The organism is Pseudomonas sp. AC252, from assembly GCF_979258105.1.
This window is the reverse complement of the sequence record NZ_OZ409837.1, coordinates 193,723-217,851: the sequence shown is the minus strand read 5'-3', so window position 1 is coordinate 217,851 and position 24,129 is coordinate 193,723. Positions and strand designations below refer to the sequence as shown.

Annotated in this window: 17 protein-coding genes and 2 pseudogenes; 13 read left to right on the top strand and 6 right to left on the bottom strand. The window is 60.9% G+C overall.

The window, feature by feature from the left end:
• The first annotated feature begins 157 nt into the window (after window positions 1-157).
• Together ACZZZ4_RS00985 and ACZZZ4_RS00980 are read left to right on the top strand one after the other, a co-directional pair.
• Complete coding sequence (locus ACZZZ4_RS00985) at window positions 158-3,400, top strand: dermonecrotic toxin domain-containing protein (protein ID WP_463547057.1); 3,243 nt, start codon at window positions 158-160, stop codon at window positions 3,398-3,400.
• Window positions 3,397-4,968 carry an NEL-type E3 ubiquitin ligase domain-containing protein gene (locus tag ACZZZ4_RS00980; protein ID WP_463547056.1) on the top strand — a complete coding sequence of 524 codons (1,572 nt, stop codon included), beginning with the start codon at window positions 3,397-3,399 and terminating at the stop codon, window positions 4,966-4,968. The genes ACZZZ4_RS00985 and ACZZZ4_RS00980 overlap by 4 nt, the downstream gene beginning before the upstream one ends.
• Before the next feature lie 3 nt (window positions 4,969-4,971).
• Here the strand turns inward: ACZZZ4_RS00980 and mnmC are convergent, their stop codons facing one another.
• Window positions 4,972-6,951 (bottom strand): bifunctional tRNA (5-methylaminomethyl-2-thiouridine)(34)-methyltransferase MnmC2/FAD-dependent 5-carboxymethylaminomethyl-2-thiouridine(34) oxidoreductase MnmC1, encoded by a 1,980-nt coding sequence (mnmC, locus tag ACZZZ4_RS00975; RefSeq protein ID WP_463547055.1) that lies wholly within the window; start codon window positions 6,949-6,951, stop codon window positions 4,972-4,974.
• Between the two features lie 313 nt (window positions 6,952-7,264).
• Here mnmC and pap point away from each other — a divergent pair, with 313 nt between their 5' ends.
• Both pap and ACZZZ4_RS00965 read left to right on the top strand, forming a co-directional pair.
• Window positions 7,265-8,779 carry a polyphosphate:AMP phosphotransferase gene (gene pap, locus ACZZZ4_RS00970; protein ID WP_463547054.1) on the top strand — a complete coding sequence of 505 codons (1,515 nt, stop codon included), beginning with the start codon at window positions 7,265-7,267 and terminating at the stop codon, window positions 8,777-8,779.
• Window positions 8,780-8,882: 103 nt separating this feature from the next.
• Window positions 8,883-10,067, top strand: a complete 1,185-nt coding sequence (locus tag ACZZZ4_RS00965) for a thiolase family protein (protein WP_039760075.1) — start codon at window positions 8,883-8,885, stop codon at window positions 10,065-10,067.
• A gap of 116 nt (window positions 10,068-10,183) precedes the next feature.
• Here ACZZZ4_RS00965 and ACZZZ4_RS00960 read toward each other — a convergent pair whose 3' ends face one another.
• Entirely contained in the window at window positions 10,184-10,375 is a 192-nt protein-coding gene (locus ACZZZ4_RS00960; protein WP_071173176.1) for a DUF6316 family protein, read from the bottom strand.
• 210 nt (window positions 10,376-10,585) lie between these two features.
• Here ACZZZ4_RS00960 and ACZZZ4_RS00955 point away from each other — a divergent pair, with 210 nt between their 5' ends.
• Complete coding sequence (locus ACZZZ4_RS00955) at window positions 10,586-11,545, top strand: DMT family transporter (RefSeq protein WP_129997354.1); 960 nt, start codon at window positions 10,586-10,588, stop codon at window positions 11,543-11,545.
• Between the two features lie 123 nt (window positions 11,546-11,668).
• On the opposite strand, the gene ACZZZ4_RS00950 is transcribed toward ACZZZ4_RS00955, so the two are convergent.
• Window positions 11,669-13,063, bottom strand: a complete 1,395-nt coding sequence (locus ACZZZ4_RS00950; protein WP_129997353.1) for a class II fumarate hydratase — start codon at window positions 13,061-13,063, stop codon at window positions 11,669-11,671.
• A gap of 191 nt (window positions 13,064-13,254) precedes the next feature.
• Here ACZZZ4_RS00950 and ACZZZ4_RS00945 point away from each other — a divergent pair, with 191 nt between their 5' ends.
• The 7 genes and pseudogenes from ACZZZ4_RS00945 to ACZZZ4_RS00915 all read left to right on the top strand — a co-directional run bounded on the left by ACZZZ4_RS00945 (window position 13,255) and on the right by ACZZZ4_RS00915 (window position 21,078).
• On the top strand, window positions 13,255-13,776 hold the full coding sequence (locus ACZZZ4_RS00945) for a DUF2059 domain-containing protein (protein ID WP_039760068.1): 522 nt from the start codon (window positions 13,255-13,257) through the stop codon (window positions 13,774-13,776).
• 12 nt (window positions 13,777-13,788) lie between these two features.
• Window positions 13,789-14,088 carry a BolA family protein gene (locus ACZZZ4_RS00940; protein WP_415761844.1) on the top strand — a complete coding sequence of 100 codons (300 nt, stop codon included), beginning with the start codon at window positions 13,789-13,791 and terminating at the stop codon, window positions 14,086-14,088.
• A 164-nt stretch (window positions 14,089-14,252) separates the two neighbouring features.
• Window positions 14,253-15,194 (top strand): oxygen-dependent tRNA uridine(34) hydroxylase TrhO, encoded by a 942-nt coding sequence (trhO, locus tag ACZZZ4_RS00935; protein ID WP_463547053.1) that lies wholly within the window; start codon window positions 14,253-14,255, stop codon window positions 15,192-15,194.
• Between the two features lie 35 nt (window positions 15,195-15,229).
• Window positions 15,230-15,831 (top strand): annotated as a pseudogene (locus ACZZZ4_RS00930) (DsbA family protein).
• Window positions 15,824-17,641 (top strand): ABC transporter ATP-binding protein, encoded by a 1,818-nt coding sequence (locus ACZZZ4_RS00925; protein WP_463547052.1) that lies wholly within the window; start codon window positions 15,824-15,826, stop codon window positions 17,639-17,641. Before ACZZZ4_RS00930 ends, ACZZZ4_RS00925 begins: the two are co-directional and overlap by 8 nt.
• A 137-nt stretch (window positions 17,642-17,778) precedes the next feature.
• Window positions 17,779-20,237 (top strand): annotated as a pseudogene (locus ACZZZ4_RS00920) (EAL domain-containing protein).
• Between the two features lie 79 nt (window positions 20,238-20,316).
• Entirely contained in the window at window positions 20,317-21,078 is a 762-nt protein-coding gene (locus tag ACZZZ4_RS00915) for a TenA family transcriptional regulator (protein WP_404822179.1), read from the top strand.
• Between the two features lie 102 nt (window positions 21,079-21,180).
• On the opposite strand, the gene ACZZZ4_RS00910 is transcribed toward ACZZZ4_RS00915, so the two are convergent.
• Entirely contained in the window at window positions 21,181-22,107 is a 927-nt protein-coding gene (locus tag ACZZZ4_RS00910) for a GGDEF domain-containing protein (protein WP_463547051.1), read from the bottom strand.
• A gap of 156 nt (window positions 22,108-22,263) precedes the next feature.
• Between ACZZZ4_RS00910 and ACZZZ4_RS00905 the strand changes: the two genes are divergently transcribed.
• Window positions 22,264-22,482: a hypothetical protein gene (locus tag ACZZZ4_RS00905; RefSeq protein WP_415761849.1), complete on the top strand. Its 219-nt coding sequence runs from the start codon at window positions 22,264-22,266 to the stop codon at window positions 22,480-22,482.
• Here the strand turns inward: ACZZZ4_RS00905 and ACZZZ4_RS00900 are convergent.
• Window positions 22,469-23,209 (bottom strand): YciK family oxidoreductase, encoded by a 741-nt coding sequence (locus ACZZZ4_RS00900; RefSeq protein WP_463547050.1) that lies wholly within the window; start codon window positions 23,207-23,209, stop codon window positions 22,469-22,471. The two genes, ACZZZ4_RS00905 and ACZZZ4_RS00900, sit on opposite strands and share 14 nt — an antisense overlap.
• Before the next feature lie 248 nt (window positions 23,210-23,457).
• Window positions 23,458-24,129 (bottom strand): N-acetylmuramic acid 6-phosphate phosphatase MupP, encoded by a 672-nt coding sequence (mupP, locus tag ACZZZ4_RS00895; protein WP_463547049.1) that lies wholly within the window; start codon window positions 24,127-24,129, stop codon window positions 23,458-23,460.

Here is a 24,129-nt window from a genome sequence, read left to right as displayed (position 1 = left end):
GCGTGGACAACCGACTCTGAGCTACTGGGTGGTAGCGGGCTGTTTTAACGGTCGCAAATCCTGTTCGGTTGCCGGGATTTCCCCGAGCTTTTTGAATTATCAATTCGCCTCAGGCATCGCTAAGGTCACAGGCCTCCCGCAATAAAGGACTATTGCCATGCCTTCCAAAGAAAACAACATCCCAACGACTCAAGCCACGATTCTCGGCACATTGCTTGAGGCTACCGGCGACCTCGATATTGCCCAAGCCCTGCAGAAAAACCTGCCGCCGCAATTGCTTACGGCCTCGCCTGCGACCCTCGCGGTGCTCGATGAGACCGTCAGAGATCTGCATACCCTGCAACTGAGGGTCGAGAAGGACTTCAGCCGCCTCGAATCGTTGCAGCCTTTCTGCATCCGCGAGCTGACCGCCGCGCTGAAGAAAAAATGGCCGGCGGTCTATGACGTCGAGCGGGATCTGCTGAGCCTGCCCGGTGTCGACTGCGGTTGTGAGGCGGTCACTGCCGATGAGTCCGGCGTCGAAGTGATCAAACATGCCACGCAAACCTTGCTGCAGGCGGCGATGCAGAATTTCACCGAGGATGAAGAACAGGCAGATGCGTTCCCCTCAGGCAGTGTGGTGCGCGTCCACAGTGCGCCCGGCGGGGTCAAGGATCTGACTCCGGCGGCGTTCGCCACGTTGTGCCGCGAGCTGGATCTGGGCAAGCAATACCAGCTGCATTTGCAGAAAACCTTCGGCCTTGTGGACGATGGCGGGAAAGTCGTGGCCAGCAGTGCCATGACCCGCGACATCGTCGCGATGAAAAAGCATCTGTTGCGACTGGATGCCGAGCAGGCCTGGCTCAAAGGTGACATCACCTCATCCGGGCTGCGCATGGTCAAGGATCTGATCGAGGCCGATGGCGTGGCGTCGCCGCAAACCCTGCGCTACGGCGAGGACCCGATGGTCATGCAGGGCATTGAAATATTCGACAGCTGCGTCTGGGGCGTCGTGGTTTTCAGCGCACGTTCCCTGGAGCACCATCCGGAGGACGGCTGCCTGGTGTACATGCCTGGCGAGCCCGCACGAGCCCTGTACGAGTACCCCAATCTGGCGGCCTTCAAGCTCTACCTTACGCAACAACTGCGGACGACGGACTACCGGGAATACTTCGCTCGCAGTCTGGATGAAGATGACAAGGCCGATTTCTTCACGGCGTTCACCGACAAGGGTGAGGTGGCCGTTATCAAACAGCTGTCGATCGATGTATCACTGTTCGATTTCATGCTGCTGAGTCATATCGGCAAGCGCCAGATCGATGCGCGCAAACTGGCGGTGCCGACCGCGGATATCGATGAAGAAGCGCGTCGCAAACGCCTGCAGGACTGGCTCGAGTCGGGAGTGACCCTGGCTTCTGTGGCAGGGCTGTTCGTGCCGGTACTCGGGCAGTTGATGATGGGCGTCGCAGTGGGCCAATTGCTTGGCGAGGTGTTCGAGGGCGTCGAAGACTGGCAACGCGGTGACCATCAGCAAGCCCTGTCGCATGTGCTCAGTGTCGTCGAGAACATTGCGCTCATGGGCGTCTTCGCCGGTGGGCAAAAAGCAATCGGTGCCCTGGGCGGCAAGCTGCTGCGCAGCCATCCCGAGTTTTTCGGACAATTCGCTGCGATTCTCGATCACGCCGCAAGACCTCGCTTGTGGAAGCCGGAACTCAGCCATTATGAGCACGCGCTTCCAGCCGGTTTCACCATCGATGCGGGCTCCGAGGAGTTCTACCGGATCGGGATCAAGACCATAGGCCGTGTCGACCATCGGCTGCTTGCGGGCAAGTACGACGCCGACGGCAAGACCTGGCACCTCGAACACGCGCAACGTGCAAACGCCTATGCCCCACAATTGGTCCGGCATGTCGAGGGCGGCTGGCAGGTTCCCAACGAGGCGCCGGAAGAATGGAGCAGCTCGGCCTACACGCTCAAGCGCATCGATCCACAACTCAGCGAGTTCGTCGATGATGATCTGGACATGATGCGCCGGCTTAGCGACACCTCGCACGAGGCGCTTCTGCAAACCTTCAATGACAACCTGAAGCTGCCGGTGCGCTTGCGCGACACCGTGGAGCGTGTGCGCCTGATCCGGCAATTGCGCGAGCTGACAATCGAATTGCACAGCGGCGAGTACCATTCCGGCCAGCCTGTCGAGGAGCAGTTGCACGCTTTGCCGACGTTGCCGGGCTGGCCGACTGACCGTTATATCGCGGTGACCAGCGCCGAAAAAGCCATTGAAGCAACCTATCCTGCGACGCGCTTGCTCGACGACACCCTCAGTGTCGAGGTGACGCGCGAGCAGTTGTCCCGGGGTCAATTGCTGCAAACGGTCATCGATGGCCTTGACCAGCACGAAGTCAAAGAGATGCTTGGCGCCAAGGTGGCGAAATCCACGCAGGCATCGGCGCTGGCAAAAAAGCTGGCCGCGGCGCTCACTGCGGATCATCGCGCGGCCTTCAAGCGCATGTACCAGCGTTCCGACCAGAGCGAGGCGGGTGAACTGGTGAAATTACGCCAGGTGTTCACTGACCTTTCGGCGCGCCATGGGCAACGCTTGGTCGACCGCGCCACCAGTATCGAGCGCCAGCACCTGCGATCGACCGGACGGGTGCCGTTGCGCCTTGCGCAGCGGGCCGGGGCCGGCATTGAGGAGGTGCGCCTCGATCACGCGCTGGCGGGTTTTCATTGGCCGCGTCTGGCCAACGTTGACACTGATGCGCTGGCCATCCGCTTGCTGCCGCGCCTGAACGGCTGGGATACGCAATGGCGTCTGCAGCTGCGCGAAAACACCCTGGCGGGGCCGGTTCTGGAAGAGGTCGGCGACACGGCGGCCAGCGCGGAAAACACCTGCACACTGGTGAAATCCGCCGCCGGTTATGAAGCGTTCAGCGGCGAGGGAAAGTCCCTTGGCAAGGTGGCCATGGGGCCTGAAGCGTTGTTCACGGCCATTTTCAAGGCACTGCCGCAGCGTCAGCGCACGCTGCCGGGTTTTGCCGCGAACACCCGGCAATTGCGCAGCAAGCTGCTTGATGCCGCCTTGCAGGAACGCCAGGTCACGGCTCGCACGTTACGCAACGCTAAGGCCGCGAGGATCGAGGAACCGGCATGCGTGCAAGGTGATCAAGCCCCTGCAAACAAGCATCCGCGCGGGCTGCTGCGCAAAGTGCGCAGGCTGTACCCGCGCCTGAGTGAAACCCAGGCCAGCCAACTGATCGATGGCCTCGGCGCGGATCCGCTGAGCCGCGCGACCCGGGTCAAAGCGCTGCAGCAGGAACTGAAAACGCTGCGTGACGCCTTGTTTGTCTGGAGCGAGGACGCGCTGGGTCTGAAGGCCTTGGGGGTGACCTGGCAGAAGCGCGCCACAGCCGAAAAATGACCGCAGAACTGATCGAGGAGGGTTTTCGCCGGTTTCACTGGGTGCCTGACGAACAGGGCAAATCCCTCTGCACGCTCAACCTTGATGGCATGCGCGTAGGCAAGCTGCCGACACTGCCGCCGGGGGTGAGCTTTGATCACATCCAGCAGCTATCGATGAAGAACATGGCCCAGAGCGACGACGTCGCGCACTTTCTCAAATCCTTCAAACAGCTCGAGTCGCTGGAACTGGACAACAACAGCGTTACACGCTTGCCGGAAATGCTGTCGTACATGCCCAATCTCCAGCGGCTGAGCCTGGCAAACAATCAGCTGCAGCTGACGGAGCCGACGCTGGCCAAGCTCAAACGCATGACCACGCTGCACTACCTCAATCTCAATGGCAATCCTCTGGGCGCGACGCCGGACGTCAGTGCCATGCGCGATTTGCGCCGATTGCTGCTGCGCGAAACGGGACTTACGGAAATGCCGGTCGGCCTCAAAAATCTTCCGTTTGCCGAGTGGATGGACCTGCGCAACAACCAGATCAAGGATCTGCCCGACTGGCTGTTCGAGGTGTCGCGTCGATTCAGTCAGGCGCTGAATCTGCGCTTCAATCCGTTGTCTGCGGCCAGCGAGACTCACCTTGAAAACTACCGCAACAACATCGGTGTCGGCATGGGCTACCTGCAGGACGATATCGCTCGGCTGGACGAGCAGAAGGCCCGTTCGCTGTGGATGATCGGCAATCCCCCAGCGCAGGCCGCCGAGCGTGAACGGATCTGGACCGCTTTCAAGGACGATGAGCGTGGCGAGGCCTTGTTTCACTTGTTGTCGGAACTGGGCGATACCGCTGATGCGACGCAGGGCAGTGCCGACATGCGCCGGCGCGTCTGGGCTGTGCTTGAGGCGGCGCAGCGTGACCCGGTGCTGTGCGATCAAGTGCTCAACCTCGCCGCCAATCCGATCAACTGCACGGACAGCGCGGCGATGAACTTCAGTCATCTGGAAGTGGCGGTCGAAGTTGATCGGGTCAGTAATATCGCCGGCGGCCGGCCGGTCACTGCCAAACCGCTATTGGAACTGGGAAAGCGCCTGTTTCGCCTGGAAAAGCTCGGCGACCTTGCGCTTGAACATGTGCGCAAACATCCGAAGGCTGACGCACTGGAGGTCAATCTGGCCTATCGCACCGGACTTGCCGAGGCGCTCGATTTACCCGGGCAGCCGCGACGGATGCAGTTCGCCGAACAGGGGGGCGTGACGGCTGCCGATCTGGAGACGGCGAAGAACCGGATCACGACGGCGGAGCTGTCGCCCGAATGGCTGAAATTCATGCAGCGGCAAGGGTTCTGGACAGACTATCTGCAGCGCACATTCGCGCGGAAATTCTCGCCCATCGATGCGCTCTACGCACCGCGCATCGATGCTGTATTCGAACAGGCCGAAACGCTGCCCTCCGCCGATTACCTGAGCCAGATGGATGCCATCAGGCTCGAGCGCGATGAGGCACAACAAGCCGTAATCAAGCGTCTGACCGAAGAGTCGATACGCCTGATGGACCTCGGCCTCTGTGTAATGCCCGACGAGTGAAACCTACTTGCCGCGAATCAACTGGCGCAGGGCGAAACGGTTGGGATGACAGGCTTCGGCCACGCTGCGTGGCAACGGCAGCGGCTCGTTGTCCAGCCACGCGGCGAGCAATTCGCCGGACAGCGGGGCGGTGATCAGCCCGCGAGAACCGTGGCCACTGTTGACGTAAAGTCCGTCGAGCCATGGGCAAGCGACGTCCGGCACTTGGCGGGCGTCCTTGCTCAACGCTGCGTAGCTCTGGAGGAAGGCTGTGCGGTCGGCGAGCGGGCCGACGATCGGCAGATAATCCGGGCTGGTGCAACGGAAGGCGGCGCGGCCTTCAAGGTTCTCGACTGGCTGCTCGCTGATGTTCAGACGGGTGAGCAGATCGTTGGAAATCTCTTCGAGCATTGCCAGATTGCCTTGGTGCTCGGCTGTCGTGGGCGTCAGATCGTCGCTGTTGAAGTCGAAACTGGCGCCCAGCGTGTGCTCGCCCAGTCGTGCCGGGGCGACGTAGCCCTCGGCGCACACCACCGTGGCCAGCGCATGACTTTCTGCAGTCTCAGCCAGACGCGTGATCTGCCCGCGAATGCGCTTGAGCGGTAGTTCGGCACTCTGGGCAAAACGTTTGATTTCGGCGGCTCCGGCCAGGATCACTACCGGCGCACTGGCGAGCAGTCGTTCGCCGTCGAAGGCTTGCCACAGGTCTGCGACTTTGCGCAGTTCCAAAGCTTCGTGATGGCTGAGCAAATCAATGTTGGCATGCATTGCCTGGGCCTGACACAGCGCTGGCGGATGCACCCAGCCGCCTTCGGGGTAGAACAAGCCGCCGTGGGCCACGCCGACACCGGCGCGGGCCTGGGCTTCAGGTTGTTCCAGCCAATGCAGCAGATCTTCCGGGAATGCCTGCGCCAGTTGCGCGTGGCGCTCGGCTTCCTTGGCATTGAACGCCAGTTGCAGCACCCCGCAGTCATCCCAGTCGCTGCCGCGCTGCAGCGTTTCCAGCAGACGCCGGGTGTAACCGAAGCCGCTGAGGATCAATTGCGACAACGCCGTGCCATGCGCGGACAGCTTGAGATAGAGCACGCCTTGCGGGTTGCCCGAAGCTTCTTGCGCCACCGCCGCATGCCGCTCCAGCAGGCTTACCTGCCAGCCGCGTGCCGCCAGACTCGATGCCGTCGCGCAGCCGGCCAGGCCGGCACCGATCACCAGCGCCCGGCGCTCGCCGTTGAGTGGAGCAGGGCGGGCGAACCAGGGTTTCGCCGGTATGGGCGCCGCCACCTCGGCGGGCCAGCCAAGAAATTCGCCACGCAGGATTTCCCATTTGTGGCCGATGCCCGGGGTGCGCTTCATCTTGAACCCGGCAGCGTTGAGCAGACGCCTTACCCAACCGGTGCTGGTGAAGGTGCTGATGGTCGAGCCCGGCGCAGCCAGACGCGCCAGTTCGACGAACAGTTCAGCGGTCCACATGTCAGGGTTTTTCGCCGGGGCGAAACCGTCGAGAAACCATGCATCGACCTGCGCATCGAGTTGTGGCAGTTGCTCCAGCGCATCGCCGATCAGCAAGGTCAGCGTCACCCGGCCTTCGGCCAGAGTGATGCGCTGAAAACCCTGATGAATCGCTACGTAGTGCTTGAGTAACTGATCGGCCAACGGCTTGAGTTCCGGCCAAAGTGCCAGGGCCCGTTGCAGATCCGCTGGCGCCAGTGGGTACTTTTCCACGCTGACAAAATGCATGCGTGCGCCGGCCACCGCGTGCTGTTCGAACAACTGCCAGGTGCAGAGAAAATTCAGCCCGGTGCCGAAGCCGGTTTCGCCAATGACCAGGCGCCCATCGGCGGGCAGTGCAGCGAAACGCTCGGCCAGACGGTTCTGTTCGAGAAACACGTAACGGGTTTCTTCCAGCCCCGACTGGTCGGAAAAATACACGTCATCGAACACCCGCGAACGTGGGCGTCCCTGGTCGTCCCAGTCGAGTTGGGCGTGGGGCATTTCGGCTTTCATGGCAGGCTCGGCAAACACAAGGCGGCCATTCTAGCCGATCGCGCCGGTACTACCTGATCCAGCACAAGGCTCGCGGTGAAAAGAACCCTGTGGCGAGGGGATTCATCCCCGCTGGACTGCGAAGCAGTCCCAAAACCATCCACCCCGTTTTCCCGATCCAAACCACACTTCCCGGATTTACGCCTGCTGCACAGCCAGTCAACGATAAATCCCCTCACACAAAGTTCTCCTCCCGTCCTGAGTTCATGGGAATTTATGCGCCGCGTCCGTGCCCAATCCGCTAGTCTTGCTGAACCCTGGAAGGAGCCGTCCCATGTTCGAATCCGCTGAAATCGGTCACGCCATCGACAAAGACACTTATGAGGCGGCGGTCCCTGCGCTGCGCGAAGCCTTGCTTGAAGCCCAGTTCGAGTTGCAGCAGCAGAAGCGCTTCCCGGTAATCATCCTGATCAACGGCATCGAAGGGGCGGGCAAGGGCGAGACGGTCAAGCTGCTCAATGAATGGATGGATCCGCGCCTGATCGAAGTGCGCACCTTCGACCAGCAAACCGATGAAGAACTGGCACGGCCACCGGCCTGGCGCTACTGGCGCATGCTGCCGGCCAAGGGCCGAATGGGGATTTTCTTCGGCAACTGGTACAGCCAGATGCTGCAGGGCCGGGTGCACGGTCTGTTCAAGGATCCGCGTCTGGATCAGGCCATCGCCGGCGCCGAGCGTCTGGAAAAAATGCTCTGCGATGAAGGCGCGCTGATCTTCAAGTTCTGGTTTCACCTGTCCAAAAAACAGATGAAAGCGCGGCTCAAAGCGCTGGCCGACGACCCGTTGCACAGCTGGCGCATCAGCCCGCTGGACTGGCAGCAATCGCAGACCTACGACAAATTCGTCAAATACGGCGAGCGCGTGCTGCGCCGCACCAGCCGCGATTACGCGCCGTGGCACATCATCGAAGGCGCCGACGCCAACTACCGCAGCCTGGCGGTGGGCAAGATTCTCCTCGAGGGCCTGCAAAGTGCGCTCAAGCGTGCCGAGGTCAATCCGCGCGAGGTCAGCGCCGCGCCCTTGGGTACGCCGGTCGATCAGTTGAATCTGCTCGACAGCCTCGACCTGACACAGCGTCTGGACAAGAAAGACTACGAAGAACAACTGATTACCGAGCAGGCGCGCCTGTCCGGGCTGATGCGTGACAAACGCATGCGTCGCCATGCGCTGGTGGCAGTGTTCGAAGGCAATGACGCGGCCGGCAAAGGCGGGGCTATCCGCCGAGTCGCGGCGGCGCTCGACCCGCGTCAGTACAGCATCGTCCCGATCGCCGCACCAACCGAAGACGAACGCGCGCAACCGTACCTGTGGCGGTTCTGGCGGCACATTCCGGCGCGGGGCAAATTTACTGTGTTCGACCGCTCCTGGTATGGGCGGGTGTTGGTTGAGCGGGTCGAAGGTTTCTGCACCCAGGCCGACTGGCTACGCGCCTACGGCGAGATCAATGACTTCGAAGAGCAATTGGCCGACGCCGGCGTGATCGTGGTCAAGTTCTGGCTGGCCATCGACAAGGATACGCAGATGGAGCGCTTCCAGGAGCGCGAAGAGATTTCCTTCAAGCGCTTCAAGATCACCGAAGACGACTGGCGCAATCGGGAAAAATGGGACGCTTATCGTGCAGCCGTGGGCGACATGGTCGACCGCACCAGCACCGAGATTGCGCCGTGGACGCTGGTCGAGGCCAACGACAAGCGCTGGGCACGGGTGAAAGTGTTGCGCACCATCAACCGCGCGCTGGAAGACGCCTTCGAGAAATCCGACAAGAAGGCCAAAAAGCACAAGGACTGAAGCGATGGCCGCGCATACGCCGGGTGAATGATCCTCGCGGTCGGCAAGAAGGTGGACTTATGCTCAGGTCCACTCTCAACCGACAACAACAATGAGGTATGCCATGCGTGAAGTGGTGATCGTCGACAGCGTGCGGACCGGCCTGGCCAAATCCTTTCGCGGCAAGTTCAACCAGACCCGCCCCGATGACATGGCGGCCCACTGCGTCAATGCGCTGCTGACCCGCAACGATATCGACCCGGCCAGTGTCGAGGACTGCATCGTCGGTGCCGGCTCCAACGAAGGCGCGCAGGGCTACAACATTGGCCGCAACGTCGCAGTGCTCTCGCGCCTGGGCACCGGCACCGCCGGCATGACTCTCAACCGCTTCTGCTCGTCGGGTTTGCAGGCGATTGCGATTGCCGCCAACCAGATCGCCTCCGGTTGCAGCGACATCATCGTTGCAGGCGGCGTCGAGTCGATCAGCCTGACCCTGAAAAGCGTCAACACCGATCACCTGATCAACCCGTTGCTCAAGCAACAGACCCCCGGCATCTACTACACCATGGGCCAGACCGCCGAAGTGGTCGCCCGGCGTTATGGCGTCAGCCGCGAGGCCCAGGATCGCTATGCGCTGCAAAGCCAGCTGCGCACCGCTCAGGCCCAGGCCGCCGGTCTGTTCGACGATGAAATCGTGCCGATGGCGGTGAAATACCGCGTCGAAGACAAGAACAGTGGCGAGGTGCAGATTGTCGATGGCGTGGTCGAGCGCGACGACTGCAACCGCCCGGACACCACCTACGAAAGCCTTGCCGGACTGAAGCCGGTGTTCGCCGACGACGGTTCGGTGACGGCGGGCAATTCATCGCAGCTGTCCGACGGTGCCTCGATGACCTTGGTGATGAGCCTGGACAAGGCCCTGGAACTCGGACTCAAGCCGAAAGCGTTCTTCCGTGGCTTCACTGTGGCCGGTTGCGAGCCGGACGAAATGGGCATCGGCCCGGTGTTCTCGGTACCGAAGCTGCTCAAGGCCAAAGGCCTGCAAGTGGCGGATATCGATCTGTGGGAGTTGAACGAGGCGTTTGCGTCGCAGTGCCTGTACAGCCGAGATCGGCTGGAAATCGACAACGACAAGTACAACGTCAATGGCGGCTCGATCTCCATCGGTCACCCGTTCGGCATGACCGGCTCGCGCCAGGTCGGGCACCTGATTCGGGAATTGCAGCGGCGCGATTTGCGTTACGGCATCGTCACCATGTGCGTGGGTGGCGGGATGGGGGCGAGCGGGTTGTTTGAGGCGGTGCGCTAAATCCTCCGTTCGTTGTCGTCGGTCAGATCGCCATCGCTGGCAAGCCAGCTCCCACAGGTTTTGTATATGTCAAAAATCCTGTGGGAGCTGGCTTGCCAGCGATGGGATCAACACGGTTAGCCCTTGGAACCCTGCCGCTGCATCCGCGCTATATAAGCCTGAATCTCCCGCTCGATCACCTGACTGTCATACGGCCCTTCGAGGGTATTTTCCCGGGTGCTGAAATACAGCTCGCCATTGACCCGACACACGCGGTCGCTGCGAAAACGGGTGGCGGGGGCGCTGTCCTCGGCGCGCATGGCGTACATGTAGGTCTCCCTGATCCTTGCGTTGAAAAGTCTGCAGTCAGCTTATGCCTGAAGCACTTGGCATGCCTGCCCGGCCGATCAACGGCGATGCGCCGGTTTATTGCTGCGACCTGCACTGTTTCATTCGCGGCCTGCCGGTAACTGTCCCTGTGTTGTGCTCGGTCGGGCGCCTAGAATGGCTGTTCTTGTCAGCAGGCTTTTGGGGTTCGCATGCACATTTCATCGGGGCGCTGGGTGTACGGACTGTTCCTGGCGCTGTTGACCGCATTTTTGTGGGGCATCCTGCCGATCAAGCTCAAACAGGTATTGCAGGTGATGGACCCGGTCACGGTGACCTGGTTTCGCCTGATGGTGTCCGGTAGTTGCCTGTTCATCTATCTGGCGTCGGTCAAGCGCCTGCCAAGTCGCAAGGTGCTCGGACCCAAGGGCGGCTGGCTGGTGCTGATGGCCGTGCTGGGTCTGGTCGGCAATTACGTGCTGTACCTGATGGGCCTCAACCTGCTCAGCCCCGGCACCGCGCAATTGGTGGTGCAGATGGGCCCGATCATGCTGCTGATCGCCAGTCTCTTCGTGTTCAAGGAACGCTTCAGTATCGGTCAGGGCATCGGATTGCTGGTGCTGCTGATCGGCTTCGGCCTGTTTTTCAATCAGCGCCTGGCCGAGCTGCTGACTTCGCTGTCCGATTACACCGCCGGCGTGCTGTTGGTGCTGCTGGCGTCGACGGTCTGGACCTTCTATGCGCTGGGCCAGAAGCAATTGCTCACGGTGTGGAATTCGTTGCAGGTGATGATGGTGATCTATCTGTTCTGCGGGCTGTTGCTGACGCCGTGGGTGCATCCGCTGGAAGCGCTAAGCCTGAGCCCGTTGCAGGGCTGGCTGCTGCTGGCGTGCTGCATGAATACCTTGATCGCCTACGGCGCATTCGCCGAAGCACTGGCGCACTGGGAAGCATCGCGGGTCAGCGCGACGCTGGCGATCACGCCGCTGGTGACGTTTGTTGCGGTGGCGATTGCGGCGCGGATCTGGCCGGAGTACGTGCATGCCGAGCAAATCAATGCGCTGGGCTATGGCGGGGCGGTGCTGGTGGTGCTGGGTTCGGCGCTGGTGGCGTTGGGGCCGTCGATGATTGCAGGATTGAAGGCGCGTCGGATGAAGATGGCAGCCAGTTGAACCGCGCCGGCCGCATTCGCGAGCAAGCTCGCTCCCACATTTTTGCGCATTCCCAGCATGAGAATGCAGTCCACTGTGGGAGCGAGCTTGCTCGCGAAGGCTGACTTCCAGGCACTGAAGATTTCAGCCCTTGGCCCCGGCCTCGATCATGTTCTCCGGCCGCACCCAGGCATCGAACTCTTCATCGGTCAGATAACCCAGCTGCAGCGCCGCCTCACGCAAGGTCAGCCCCTCGCTGTAGGCCTTCTTGGCGATCTCCGCCGACTTGTCATAACCGATGTGCGGGTTCAGCGCGGTCACCAGCATCAACCCGCGTTCCAGGTGCTGGGCCATGGCCTCGGCATCAGGTTCGAGCCCGGCGATGCAGTGCTGCTGGAAGTTGCTGCAGCCATCGCCGAGCAAACGGATCGATTGCAGCAGGTTGTGGATGATCACCGGTTTGAACACGTTCAACTGCAAGTGTCCTTGGCTGGCGGCGATACCGATCGCCACGTCGTTGCCGAGCACCTGACAGGCGAGCATCGACAGCGCTTCGCACTGGGTCGGGTTGACCTTGCCGGGCATGATCGAGCTGCCCGGCTCGTTGGCCGGCAACTTCACTTCAGCGAAACCTGCGCGCGGACCGGAACCGAGCAAGCGCAGGTCGTTGGCGATCTTCATCAAGGCCACGGCGAGGGTTTTCAGCGCGCCGGACAGCGTCACCAGTGGCTCATGGCCGGCCAGCGCGGCAAACTTGTTCGGCGCGGTGACGAATGGCAAACCGGACAGCGCAGCAAGTTCGGCGGCAATCGCCTCACCGAAGCCGTGCGGTGAATTCAGCCCGGTGCCGACTGCGGTGCCACCCTGAGCCAGCTCGCAGACCGCCGGCAACGCCGCGCGAATCGCGCGCTCGGCGTAATCCAGTTGCGCGATGAAGCCGGACAGCTCCTGGCCGAAGGTGATCGGCGTCGCGTCCATCATGTGCGTGCGCCCGGTCTTCACCAGTTTCATGTGCCGCGCCGCCAGTTCAGCGAGGCCGCCGGACAGCTCGGCAATCGCCGGCAGCAGTTGTTCCTGCACCGCTTTGGCGGTGGCAATGCTCATGGCAGTGGGGAAGCAGTCGTTGGAACTTTGCGAGCGGTTGACGTGATCGTTGGGGTGCACCGGCGACTTGCCGCCGCGCGGGTTGCCGGCCAGCTCGTTGGCGCGACCGGCGATCACTTCGTTGACGTTCATGTTGCTCTGGGTGCCGCTGCCGGTCTGCCAGACCACCAGCGGGAACTGCTCGTCATGCTCGCCGGCGAGGACTTCATCGGCGGCCTGTTCGATCAGGCGAGCGATGTCGGCGGGCAGGTCGCCATTGCGGTCGTTGACCCGCGCGGCGGCTTTCTTGATCAGCGCCAGGGCGTGCAGCACCGGTAGCGGCATGCGTTCCTGACCAATGGCGAAGTTGATCAGCGAGCGTTGCGTCTGAGCACCCCAGTAAGCGTCGTCCGGGACCTCGATCTGGCCCAGGCTGTCGGTTTCGATACGGCTCATCGTGCACACTCCTGTTGGTCTGTTGGCGCAATTTAGGCCGGCGTCGGCCCGGGTGGTTCCATCGACTCGATTGTTGACCGCAAAACCCCGCCAATCAAGCGCGGCAAGGCCCGGGGGTTGAGCCACAGCGATTGTTAGGCGCAGAATGGTCGCCCTTGGGGTTCGACCTCGCTTTGCTTAAAGGAAACTCGATGACTCGTCTTCGCGCCATCTGTACCGCGGTTGCACTGGTTTGCGCCAGCGGCCAGGTGCTTGCCGATACCGCCAGCCACAACGCCAGTGCCGAAGCTTTCCTGACGCTGGCTCACGCTGACAAGCTGGGCACCCCGGTGTACATGCAAGTGCAGCAAATGTTCGCCCAGCGCTTTGAACAGACCAAAGCCCCTGAGTCGAAGAAAGCCGTGCTCGAAACCTACCAGGCCAAGGCCAACGCCGCACTGGATCAGGCCATCGGCTGGAACAAGCTGAAACCGGACATGGTCAAGCTCTACACCAGCAACTTCAGCGAATCCGAGCTGAAAGATCTGGTGGCTTTCTACCAGTCGCCACTGGGCAAGAAAGTCCTCGAAAAAATGCCGCAGCTGACCCAGCAGTCGGCGCAGATGACCCAGGGCAAACTGGAAAGCGCAGTGCCGGTGGTCAACAAGCTGCTCGACGACATGACCAAAGAGCTGGACCCGAAAGGCGCTGCTGCGCCGGCCAAGAAGAAGTAAGCGGAGTTCGTGATGACCATGCAACAACGCATCGAATCGACGCTGGCCCTGTTACAGCCTGAGCACCTGCAAGTGCTGGACGAAAGCCACATGCACAGCCGTGGGTTACAGACCCACTACAAGGCGGTGGTGGTCAGTGCGCAGTTCGAAGGCCTGAACCGGGTCAAGCGGCATCAGAAAGTCTACGGCACGCTCGGCGAGCTGATGGGCGAATTCCATGCGTTGGCGCTGCACACCTACACCCCGCAGGAATGGGCAGAGATCGACGGCGCCCCGGCGTCGCCGACTTGTGCAGGCGGAAAGCAGCAGTAAGCTGCAAGCAGAATCAAAAGCAGCGACGTACTGCTTGCCGCTTGAAGCTTGAAGCTTGAAGCTTGAAGCTGCTCCTCTGCTACAATCCCGACGCGCCGCTTAGCCGGCGCGTTTTTTTGAATCCGGTTCACCCTTTGCGAGGGTAGCCACCTGGAGAAATACCCATGACACAACCGATTGTCGTGGCGGCACTGTACAAGTTCGTCACCCTCGAAGATTACGTTGACCTGCGCGAGCCACTGCTGCAAGCGATGGTCGACAACGGCATCAAAGGCACTCTGCTGATCGCCGAAGAAGGCATCAACGGCACGGTTTCCGGCAGCCGCGAAGGCATCGACGACCTGCTCGCCTGGCTCAAGAACGATCCACGCATGGTCGACATCGATCACAAGGAATCGTACTGCGATGAGCAGCCGTTCTATCGCACCAAGGTCAAGCTGAAGAAAGAGATCGTCACCCTCGGCGTCGAAGGCGTTGACCCGAACAAGAAGGTCGGCACTTACGTTGAGCCGCAGGACTGGAACGCGCTGATCAGCGACCCGGAAGTGCTGCTGATCGACACGCGCAATGATTACGAAGTGTCGATCGGCACTTTCGAAGGTGCCATCGATCCGAAAACCACCAGTTTTCGCGAGTTTCCCGACTACATCAAAGAACACTTCGACCCGGCCGTGCACAAGAAGGTCGCGATGTTCTGCACTGGCGGCATTCGCTGCGAGAAAGCCTCGAGCTATATGCTCGGCGAAGGTTTCGAAGAGGTCTACCACCTCAAGGGCGGCATCCTGAAGTACCTCGAAGAGGTGCCGCAGGAAGAAACCAAGTGGCGCGGCGATTGCTTCGTCTTCGACAACCGCGTCACCGTGCGCCACGACCTGACGGAAGGCGACTACGATCAATGTCACGCCTGCCGCACGCCGGTCAGCGTTGAAGATCGCGCCTCCGAGCACTACGTCGCCGGCATCAGTTGCCCGCATTGCTGGGACAAGCTCAGCGAGAAGACCCGGCGCAGCGCCATCGATCGGCAAAAGCAGATCGAACTGGCCAAGGCGCGCAACCAGCCGCACCCGATCGGCTACAACTATAAGCAAGCATCCACCGAGGCTTAACCATGTCTGCGCGCCTGCTTTATGTGATGGATCCGATGTGTTCATGGTGCTGGGGTTTGCTCCGGTGGCCAAGGCACTGGTCGAGCAGGCGCAGGCAGCCGGGGTCGAGCTGCATCTGGTGGTCGGCGGCTTGCGCACCGGCAGCGGTTCGGCGCTGGAGCCGACCACACGCCGTTACATCCTTGAGCACTGGCAGGCGGTCACCGAAGCCACCGGCCAGCCGTTCAAGCTCGACGGTGCGTTGCCCGACGGCTTTGTCTATGACACTGAGCCTGCCTGTCGCGCCATCGTCACCGCGCGCAGTCTGGCGCCGGATTGCGCGTGGACACTGGTCGGGCTGATCCAGCAGGCGTTTTACGCCGAAGGACGCGATGTCACCCAGGCCAGCGTGCTGGTCGAACTGGCGGAGCAGGCCGGTGTACCGCGTATCGAATTCGCAGCGTTGTTCGATCATGCCGACCAGCACAAGGCGACCCAGGCCGACTTCACTTGGGTTCAGGATCTGGGCATCGCCGGTTTCCCGACCCTGCTGGCCGAGCGCAACGGCCAACTGGCGCTGCTGACCAACGGCTATCAACCGCTCAGCGAGCTGTCGCCGTTGCTCGGCCGCTGGCTGGAGCGCGCGGCCTGTGTCTGACCGCGCCGATGACACGCCAGCCGTAGAGCGTGTCGACCGGCTGAGCTGGGCTGAAGTCCGGCGTCTGGCACTGCATCACAAGAAATCCCTGTGGATCGCCAACGGCGTGGCCGTGCTGGCGACGCTGTGCAGCGTGCCGATTCCTTTGCTGCTGCCATTGCTGGTCGACGAGGTCCTGCTCGGCCACGGCGATGCCGCGCTGAAAGTCATGAATCATTTTTTGCCGGGCATGTGGCAGCAGGCGGCAGGTTATATCGGCCTGATGCTAGTGGTGACCCTGACCTTACGTTGCAGCGCTCTGTGTTTTGGCGTGTTGCAGTCGCGGCTGTTCGCGCGGCTGGCCAAGGACATCGTCTACCGCATTCGCGTGCGCCTGATCGAACGGCTCAAGCGCATTTCCCTCGGCGAGTACGAAAGCCTCGGCAGCGGCACGGTGACCACGCACCTGGTCACCGATCTGGACACCCTCGACAAATTCGTCGGCGAAACCCTCAGCCGCTTCCTCGTCGCCATGCTGACGCTGGTCGGCACCGCCAGCATCCTGATGTGGATGCACTGGAAGCTGGCGCTGCTGATTCTGCTGTTCAACCCGTTGGTGATCTACGCCACGGTGCAGTTGGGCAAACGCGTCAAACACCTGAAAAAACTGGAGAACGACAGCACCTCGCGCTTCACTCAGGCGCTGAGTGAAACCCTCGATGCGATTCAGGAAGTGCGCGCCGGCAACCGCCAGGGCTATTTTCTCGGGCGCCTCGGTTTGCGCGCGCAGGAAGTGCGCAACTATGCGGTCAACTCGCAGTGGAAAACCGACGCGTCGAACCGCGCCAGTGGTTTGCTGTTCCAGTTCGGCATCGACATCTTTCGCGCGGCGGCGATGCTCACCGTGCTGTTTTCCGACCTGTCGATCGGGCAGATGCTCGCGGTGTTCAGTTACCTGTGGTTCATGATCGGCCCGGTCGAACAGCTGCTCAATCTGCAATATGCCTACTACGCAGCGGGTGGCGCGCTGGCGCGGATCAATGAATTGCTGGCCCGCGCCGACGAGCCGCAGTATCCCGGCGGCGTCGATCCGTTCAAGGGCCGCGAAACCGTCGGCATCGAGGTGCAAGGCCTGAGCTTCGGTTATGGCGACGAGCTGGTGCTGGACCAGATGAACCTGTCGATCCTGCCCGGTGAAAAAGTCGCGATCGTCGGCGCCAGCGGCGGCGGTAAAAGTACCTTGGTGCAATTGCTGTTGGGCCTGTACACGCCAGCAGCCGGGACCATTCGCTTCGGTGGATCGACCCAGCAGGAGATCGGTCTGGAGACAGTGCGCGAAAACGTCGCTGTGGTGTTGCAGCATCCCGCGCTGTTCAACGACAGCGTGCGCGCCAACCTGACCATGGGTCGCATGCGCAGCGACGAAGCCTGCTGGAAGGCGCTGGAAATCGCGCAAATGGCCGCGACCATTCGCGCGCTGCCCAACGGCCTCGACAGCATCGTCGGGCGCTCCGGCGTGCGTCTGTCCGGCGGCCAGCGCCAGCGTCTGGCGATTGCGCGGATGATTCTCGCCGAGCCGAAAGTAGTCATTCTCGACGAAGCCACTTCGGCCCTCGATGCCGCCACCGAGTACAACCTGCATCAAGCGATGGCGAAGTTTCTCAATGGCCGCACCACGCTGATCATTGCCCATCGCTTGTCGGCGGTGAAACAGGCGGACCGGGTGCTGGTGTTCGACGGCGGGCAAATCGCCGAGGACGGCGACCATCGCCAACTGATCGCCGACGGCGGTCTGTACGCCAAGCTCTACGGCAACCTGCAACAGCACTGATCGAAACCCTTGCCGGCCTGTCAGACGTTCTGCGCGCGGTGTACAGCCGCGCCTTGCCTTGAACGAGAACCCCACCTAGTCTCGTCATAGCGAATTCGCCCGGAAGGCGAGCGGGCAGTGCTCATGCAAGGAATCTCATGAAGCAAAAGCAGACTCTGGGAACACCACGGTTGTTGGGTATCGTCTGGCCCTTTATTGCTGTCGTGGTGTTCCAGGCATTACTGGGGGGCGTGAGCCTTTACGTGCTTTCGGCCGTGCGTGGCTACGTGGCCGGCGAAAGCCTGTGGTCGAAAGGCCAGAAGGACGCCATCTATTACCTGAACCTCTACGCCGACAGTCGTGACGAGGCGATCTACCGCAAATACCTGTCGGCAATCGCCGTGCCCCAGGGCGGACACGAGCTGCGCCTGGCGCTGGATCGTCAGCCGCCGGATCTGCAAGCGGCGCGCGAAGGCATTCTCAAGGGGGCAATCACCCGGACGACGTCTCCAGCCTGATCTGGCTGTATCTCAATTTTCGCCATTTCAGTTATCTGGAAACCGCGATCGATCGCTGGACAATCGGCGATGCCTACCTCGACCGGCTGCACGAAGTCGCGCAGGAGATGCATCAGGGCATTGCGCAGAACCAGGCCAGCCCCGGCGATGTGCAGCGCTGGAAAGTTCAGATCTTCGCCATCAACGATGCGGTAACTCCAGCCGCGAAAGCCTTCAGCGATGCCTTGGGCGAAGGCTCGCGGGTGATCATGCGCCTGCTGCTGTTCACCAACCTGGCCACCGCGCTGGGTCTGATCGTGCTGGCGCTGTGGCGCACACACAAATTGCTCAAGCAACGCCATGAATTTGCCCAGGCACTGCAGCTGGAGAAGGATCGCGCGCACATTACGCTACAGTCGATTGGCGATGGCGTAATCACCACCGACGTCAACGGCGCGATCGATTACATGAACCCGGCCGCCGAGGTGATGACCCACTGGAAGGCCGAGCAGGCGGCGGGCCTGCCGTTGTCGGCGCTGTTCAACCTGCTTGACGAGAACGCCCAGACCGAAGGGCTGACCTTGATTGAGCACATTCTCAGCGGCCAGCTCAGCGGCGGCAGCGAACATTCCAAGCTGATTCAGCGTCTGGATGGCAGCACGTTGTCGGTGACCCTGGTCGGTGCGCCGATCCGCAACGCCGGCAATGTCAGCGGCACGGTGCTGGTGTTGCACGACATGACCCAGGAGCGGCAATACATCGCCAATCTGTCCTGGCAAGCGACCCACGATGCACTGACCGGGCTGGCCAACCGTCGCGAATTCGAATATCGCCTCGAGCAGGCCTTGCACAACCTGACGCGCCAGCCCGGGCGGCATGCGCTGATGTTCCTCGATCTGGATCAGTTCAAACTGGTCAACGACACCTGTGGCCATGCGGCAGGCGATGAGCTGTTGCGGCATATCTGCACGCTGTTGCAATCGGGCCTGCGTGAGGGCGACACGCTGGCGCGGCTGGGCGGCGACGAGTTCGGCATTCTGCTTCAGAACTGCCCGCCAGAGGTGGCGGAGAAGATTGCCGAGAGCCTGCGCCAGACGGTGCAGAACCTGCATTTTGTCTGGAAAGGGCGGCCATTCCTGACCACCGTCAGTATCGGCCTGGTGCATGTCGCACAGAATCCGACCACCCTCGAAGCCTCGTTGCGCGCGGCGGACATGGCTTGCTACATGGCCAAGGAAAAGGGCCGCAACCGCGTGCAGGTCTATCACGCCGACGATTCAGAACTGTCCATGCGTTTCGGTGAAATGGCCTGGGTGCAGCGCCTGCACATGGCGCTGGAGGAAAACCGTTTTTGCCTGTATGCGCAGCAGATCGCGCCACTCAAACCGCATGCAGGCCAGGCCGGGCACATCGAGATCCTCCTGCGTTTACATGATGAATCGGGGCGGATGATTCTGCCTGACAGCTTTATCCCGGCGGCGGAGCGATATGGTTTGATGACCCAGTTGGATCGCTGGGTAGTTGAAAATGTTTTCAAGGTTATTGCTCAGTGCATTGAACAGGAACATGAACTTCCTTTAGCGATGTGTGCGATTAATCTGTCAGGCATTACTATCGGAGATGACGCCTTTTTGCACTTCCTGCGGGAACAGTTTGTTAACTACGCTATACCGCCTGAAATGATTTGTTTTGAAATTACTGAAACCAGTGCAATCGCAAATCTTGGCAGTGCAATTCGTTTTATCAACGAACTCAAAGGCTTAGGTTGTCACTTTTCCCTGGATGACTTTTGTGCCGGAATGTCTTCATTCGCTTACTTGAAACATTTGCCTGTAGACTTCCTGAAGATCGACGGGAGTTTCGTAAAGGATATGCTGGACGACCCGATTAATCGGGCAATGGTCGAAGTGATCAATCACATCGGCCATGTTATGGGTAAGCAGACAATTGCCGAGTTTGTTGAAACTAACCAGATCGAACAGGCGTTGCTTGAAATAGGTGTGGATTACGCTCAGGGATATGTTATCGAGCGTCCGCAGTTGTTTACCTGTGACAGTTTGCAAAGTCGCCCTGCCAGACCGCAGCCGTTGTTGTTCAAAGCGCCTGGCACGTTCCGTTGAAGTCTCTCGCCGATCCTTGCCATCACAACTCAAAAGGAGCCGAACAGTGATCGACACATTCAACCGAACCGGACCCCTCATGGAAGCTGCAAGTTATCCTGCCTGGGCGCAACAGCTCATCAAGGACTGCAGCGAGAGCAAGCGCCGGGTTGTCGAGCATGAACTTTATCAGCGCATGCGCGACAACAAACTCAGCGCGAAAACCATGCGCCAGTACCTGATCGGGGGCTGGCCGGTGGTCGAGCAGTTTGCCTTGTACATGGCGCAGAACCTCACCAAGACCCGCTTCGCCCGCCATCCCGGCGAGGACATGGCGCGGCGCTGGCTGATGCGCAATATCCGCGTCGAACTCAACCATGCCGACTACTGGATGCACTGGAGCCGCGCCCATGGCGTCAGCCTCGAAGATCTTCAGGCCCAGCAAGTGCCGCCGGAGCTGCACGCCCTGAGTCACTGGTGCTGGCATACCAGCTCGGCAGATTCGCTGATCGTGGCAATTGCCGCGACCAACTATGCGATCGAGGGCGCGACCGGGGAATGGTCAGCGGTGGTCTGCTCGACCGGGGTCTACGCGGCAGCGTTTCCGGAAGAAGATCGCAAGCGCGCGATGAAGTGGTTGAAGATGCACGCCCAGTACGATGATGCCCACCCATGGGAAGCGCTGGAAATCATCTGCACCCTGGCCGGCATGAACCCGAGCAAGGCTTTGCAGGCAGAGCTGCGTCAGGCGATCTGCAAGAGCTACGACTACATGTACCTGTTCCTGGAACGGTGCATGCAGCTTGAAACTTCGGAGCGGTTGCTGGTCAACCGCGAGCGCAGGACCGTAACCGAAAGCTGATCGAACTGTGGGAGCGAGCCTGCTCGCGAAAGCGGTGGGTCATTCAACGACTCGTTGTCTGACACTCCCTCTTCGCGAGCAGGCTCGCTCCCACAATGATTTTTAGCCGGCCATCGCCAGCCGGTTCCGCCCTTCGCGCTTTGCGACATAGAGCGCACTGTCGGCCCGGCGCAACAAGCTGTCCGCCGACTCGCCCGGCAACAACGTCGAGCATCCCAGGCTCACGGTGATCTCGATCAACTGGCCATCGGCAAAGTATTCCTCCGACTGCGTCGCCTGGCGCAAACGCTCGCCGACCATCGCTGCCGCCTCGCGACCGGTGTTGGACAGCAGAATCAAAAACTCTTCGCCGCCATAACGGAACACCATGTCGACATTGCGTAGTTGCGCCTTGATCGAAGCGGCAATCGCTCTGAGCACTTCATCACCCGCGCTGTGACCATGATCGTCATTGACCCGCTTGAAGTGGTCGATGTCGAGCATCAGTACTGATAGCGGCTGCACATGGCGGCGCGACATGTCTATCTCGCGCTGCAAGGTCTGCTCCATGGCAACGCGGTTGCCAGCGCCGGTCAATGGATCGCGCAAAGCACTTTGGGTTGCAGCGCGATAGGCCAGGGCGTTGCGCATCGGATACAACAAGCAGGACAGCAGCGACTCGAGTTCGCCCTGTTCCTTGTCGTTGAAACGCTGATTGCGACGGAAGATCAGTTCGCCCATGTGCTCACCTTCGTGGCTCAGGGTGTAGCTGACCGAATGATGACCGCGCGCGCCGAACTCCAGGCGCAGGTCGCTAGCCTTATGCACATAGCTGAGGGCGTCCAGCGGCACCAAGCGCTGGATTTCGCGAAAGAACAGGCCAAGGATGCGCTGTGGCTCCAGGCTGGTTTGCAGTTGCAGGCTCATTTGCTGACGCAGTTGCGCCAGGCTGGTCGGGCGCTCGATCAGCGCCGGTAGTTGACCGAAGCCCAGGCGCTGCAATTTGGCACTGTCGAAGTCAATTGCATGGGTCTGGGAAGGAGATTTCATATGGCGTGAGCCCCTAAGCAGTAAGTCTGTCTTACAGGCTGGGTGAGAGCGGCTATGGGCTGCGCGTCGTACTGATCCATCAGTCCCGTAGGACGTTTGGCGTAAGTTTAGTCTGCCGCAAGACGATCAGTCAGCTATCGAAATCGGCGTTGCCCCATGGCCATCACACGGCATGTTTTGAGGGAATTTAGAGCGAAACCCGTGCCATTCGGTTCGATTTTATTTAAAGCTTTTCGAATCAATGACTTGCTGGCGACCGTGGAATTGTCGCGCTGGGTTATTGGCAGCTTTGTGACGGTTTCAAGCGGCAATGGCTTGCCGCGACAGCATTCTGCCGCGGCAACAAATGCGACGTATGGCGTTATTGGGCGTTGAAAGCCTGGCCATTGACGCCCGCGCTGTCGGGGCCCATCAGGTACAGATACACCGGCATGATCTCTTCCGGTGTCGGGTTGTTCAGCGGGTTTTCCCCCGGATACGCCTGCGCGCGCATGCTCGTGCGGGTGCCGCCCGGGTTGATGCTGTTGGAGCGTAACGGCGCAACGCCTTCCACTTCATCGGCCAGGGTTTGCATCAGGCCCTCGGTGGCAAATTTCGACACACCGTAAGCGCCCCAGTACGCGCGACCCTTGCGCCCGACGCTGCTCGAGGTGAACACCACCGAAGCATCCTGGGATAGCTTGAGCAACGGCAGCAGGGTGCTGGTCAGCATGAACATCGCGTTAACGTTGACCTGCATGACGCGCATGAAGTTTTCGCCGGACAGTTGTTCGATCGGCGTGCGCGGTCCGATGATCGAAGCGTTGTGCAGCAGGCCATCGAGGTGGCCGAACTCGGTTTCGATCATCGCTGCCAGCTCATCGTACTGATGGGGCAGGGCGGTCTCGAGGTTGAACGGGATCACCGCCGGTTGCGGGTGGCCCGCTGCTTCGATTGCGTCATAGACCTCGGTCAGATTGGCTTCGGTCTTGCCCAGCAGCAGCACGGTGGCGCCGTGGGCTGCATAGCTTTTCGCCGCAGCCGCGCCGATGCCACGGCCGGCACCGGTGACCAGAATGACCCGGTCCTTGAGCAATTCAGGGCGAGCGGTGTAATCAAACATAAAAACCTCATAGTCCATTTCATGAAGACCTGCTTCACCCCTGTGGCGAGGGGGTTTATCCCCGTTCGGCGGCGAAGCCGTCGCAAAACCTGTGTGTCACATTGCCTGGATCAGAGCGGGGGCCGCTTCGCAGCCCAGCGGGGATAAATCCCCTTGCCACACAGGGAGCTTGGCGCAGTCAGGTCAGCAGCTGCACAGCCCAGCGGGGATAAATCCCCTCGCCACACAGGGAGCTTGGCGCAGTCAGGTCAGCAGCTGCACAGCGCGCTATCAAGCACCTTGCGCAACTCCAGCGGGTGATCCACCACCACGTCTGCGCCCCAATGCCGCGGATTGTCGTCCGGGTGAATGTAGCCGTAAGTGACCGCAGCGGTCTTGGTCCCGGCATCGCGACCGGATTCGATATCGCGCAGATCATCACCGATAAACAGTACGGTCGATGGATCCAGATCAAGCATGTTGCAGGCGAGGATCAAAGGCTCCGGATCCGGCTTGCTGTTCTTCACATGATCCGGGCAGATCAGCAGCGCCGAACGCTCGGCCAGCCCCAGACGTTGCATGATCGGCTCGGCGAAGCGCAGCGGTTTGTTGGTGACCACGCCCCAGATCAGGTTGGCCTTTTCGATGTCAACGAGCAGTTCGGCCATGCCGTCGAACAGTTTGCTGTGCACGGCGCAGCCGACCAGATAGCGCTCCGGGAACTCCAGACGAAGTTCTTCGAAGCCCGGCGATTCCGGGTCCATCGAGAACGTCACTGCGACCATGGCCTTGGCCCCGCCGGAAATCTCGTCGCGGATGTGCTTGTCGTTGATCGGTGGCAGACCGCGATCGGCGCGCATCGCCTGGCAGATGGCGATGAAGTCCGGCGCGGTGTCGAGCAGGGTGCCGTCCATGTCGAAAAGTACCGCTCTGATGGCCAT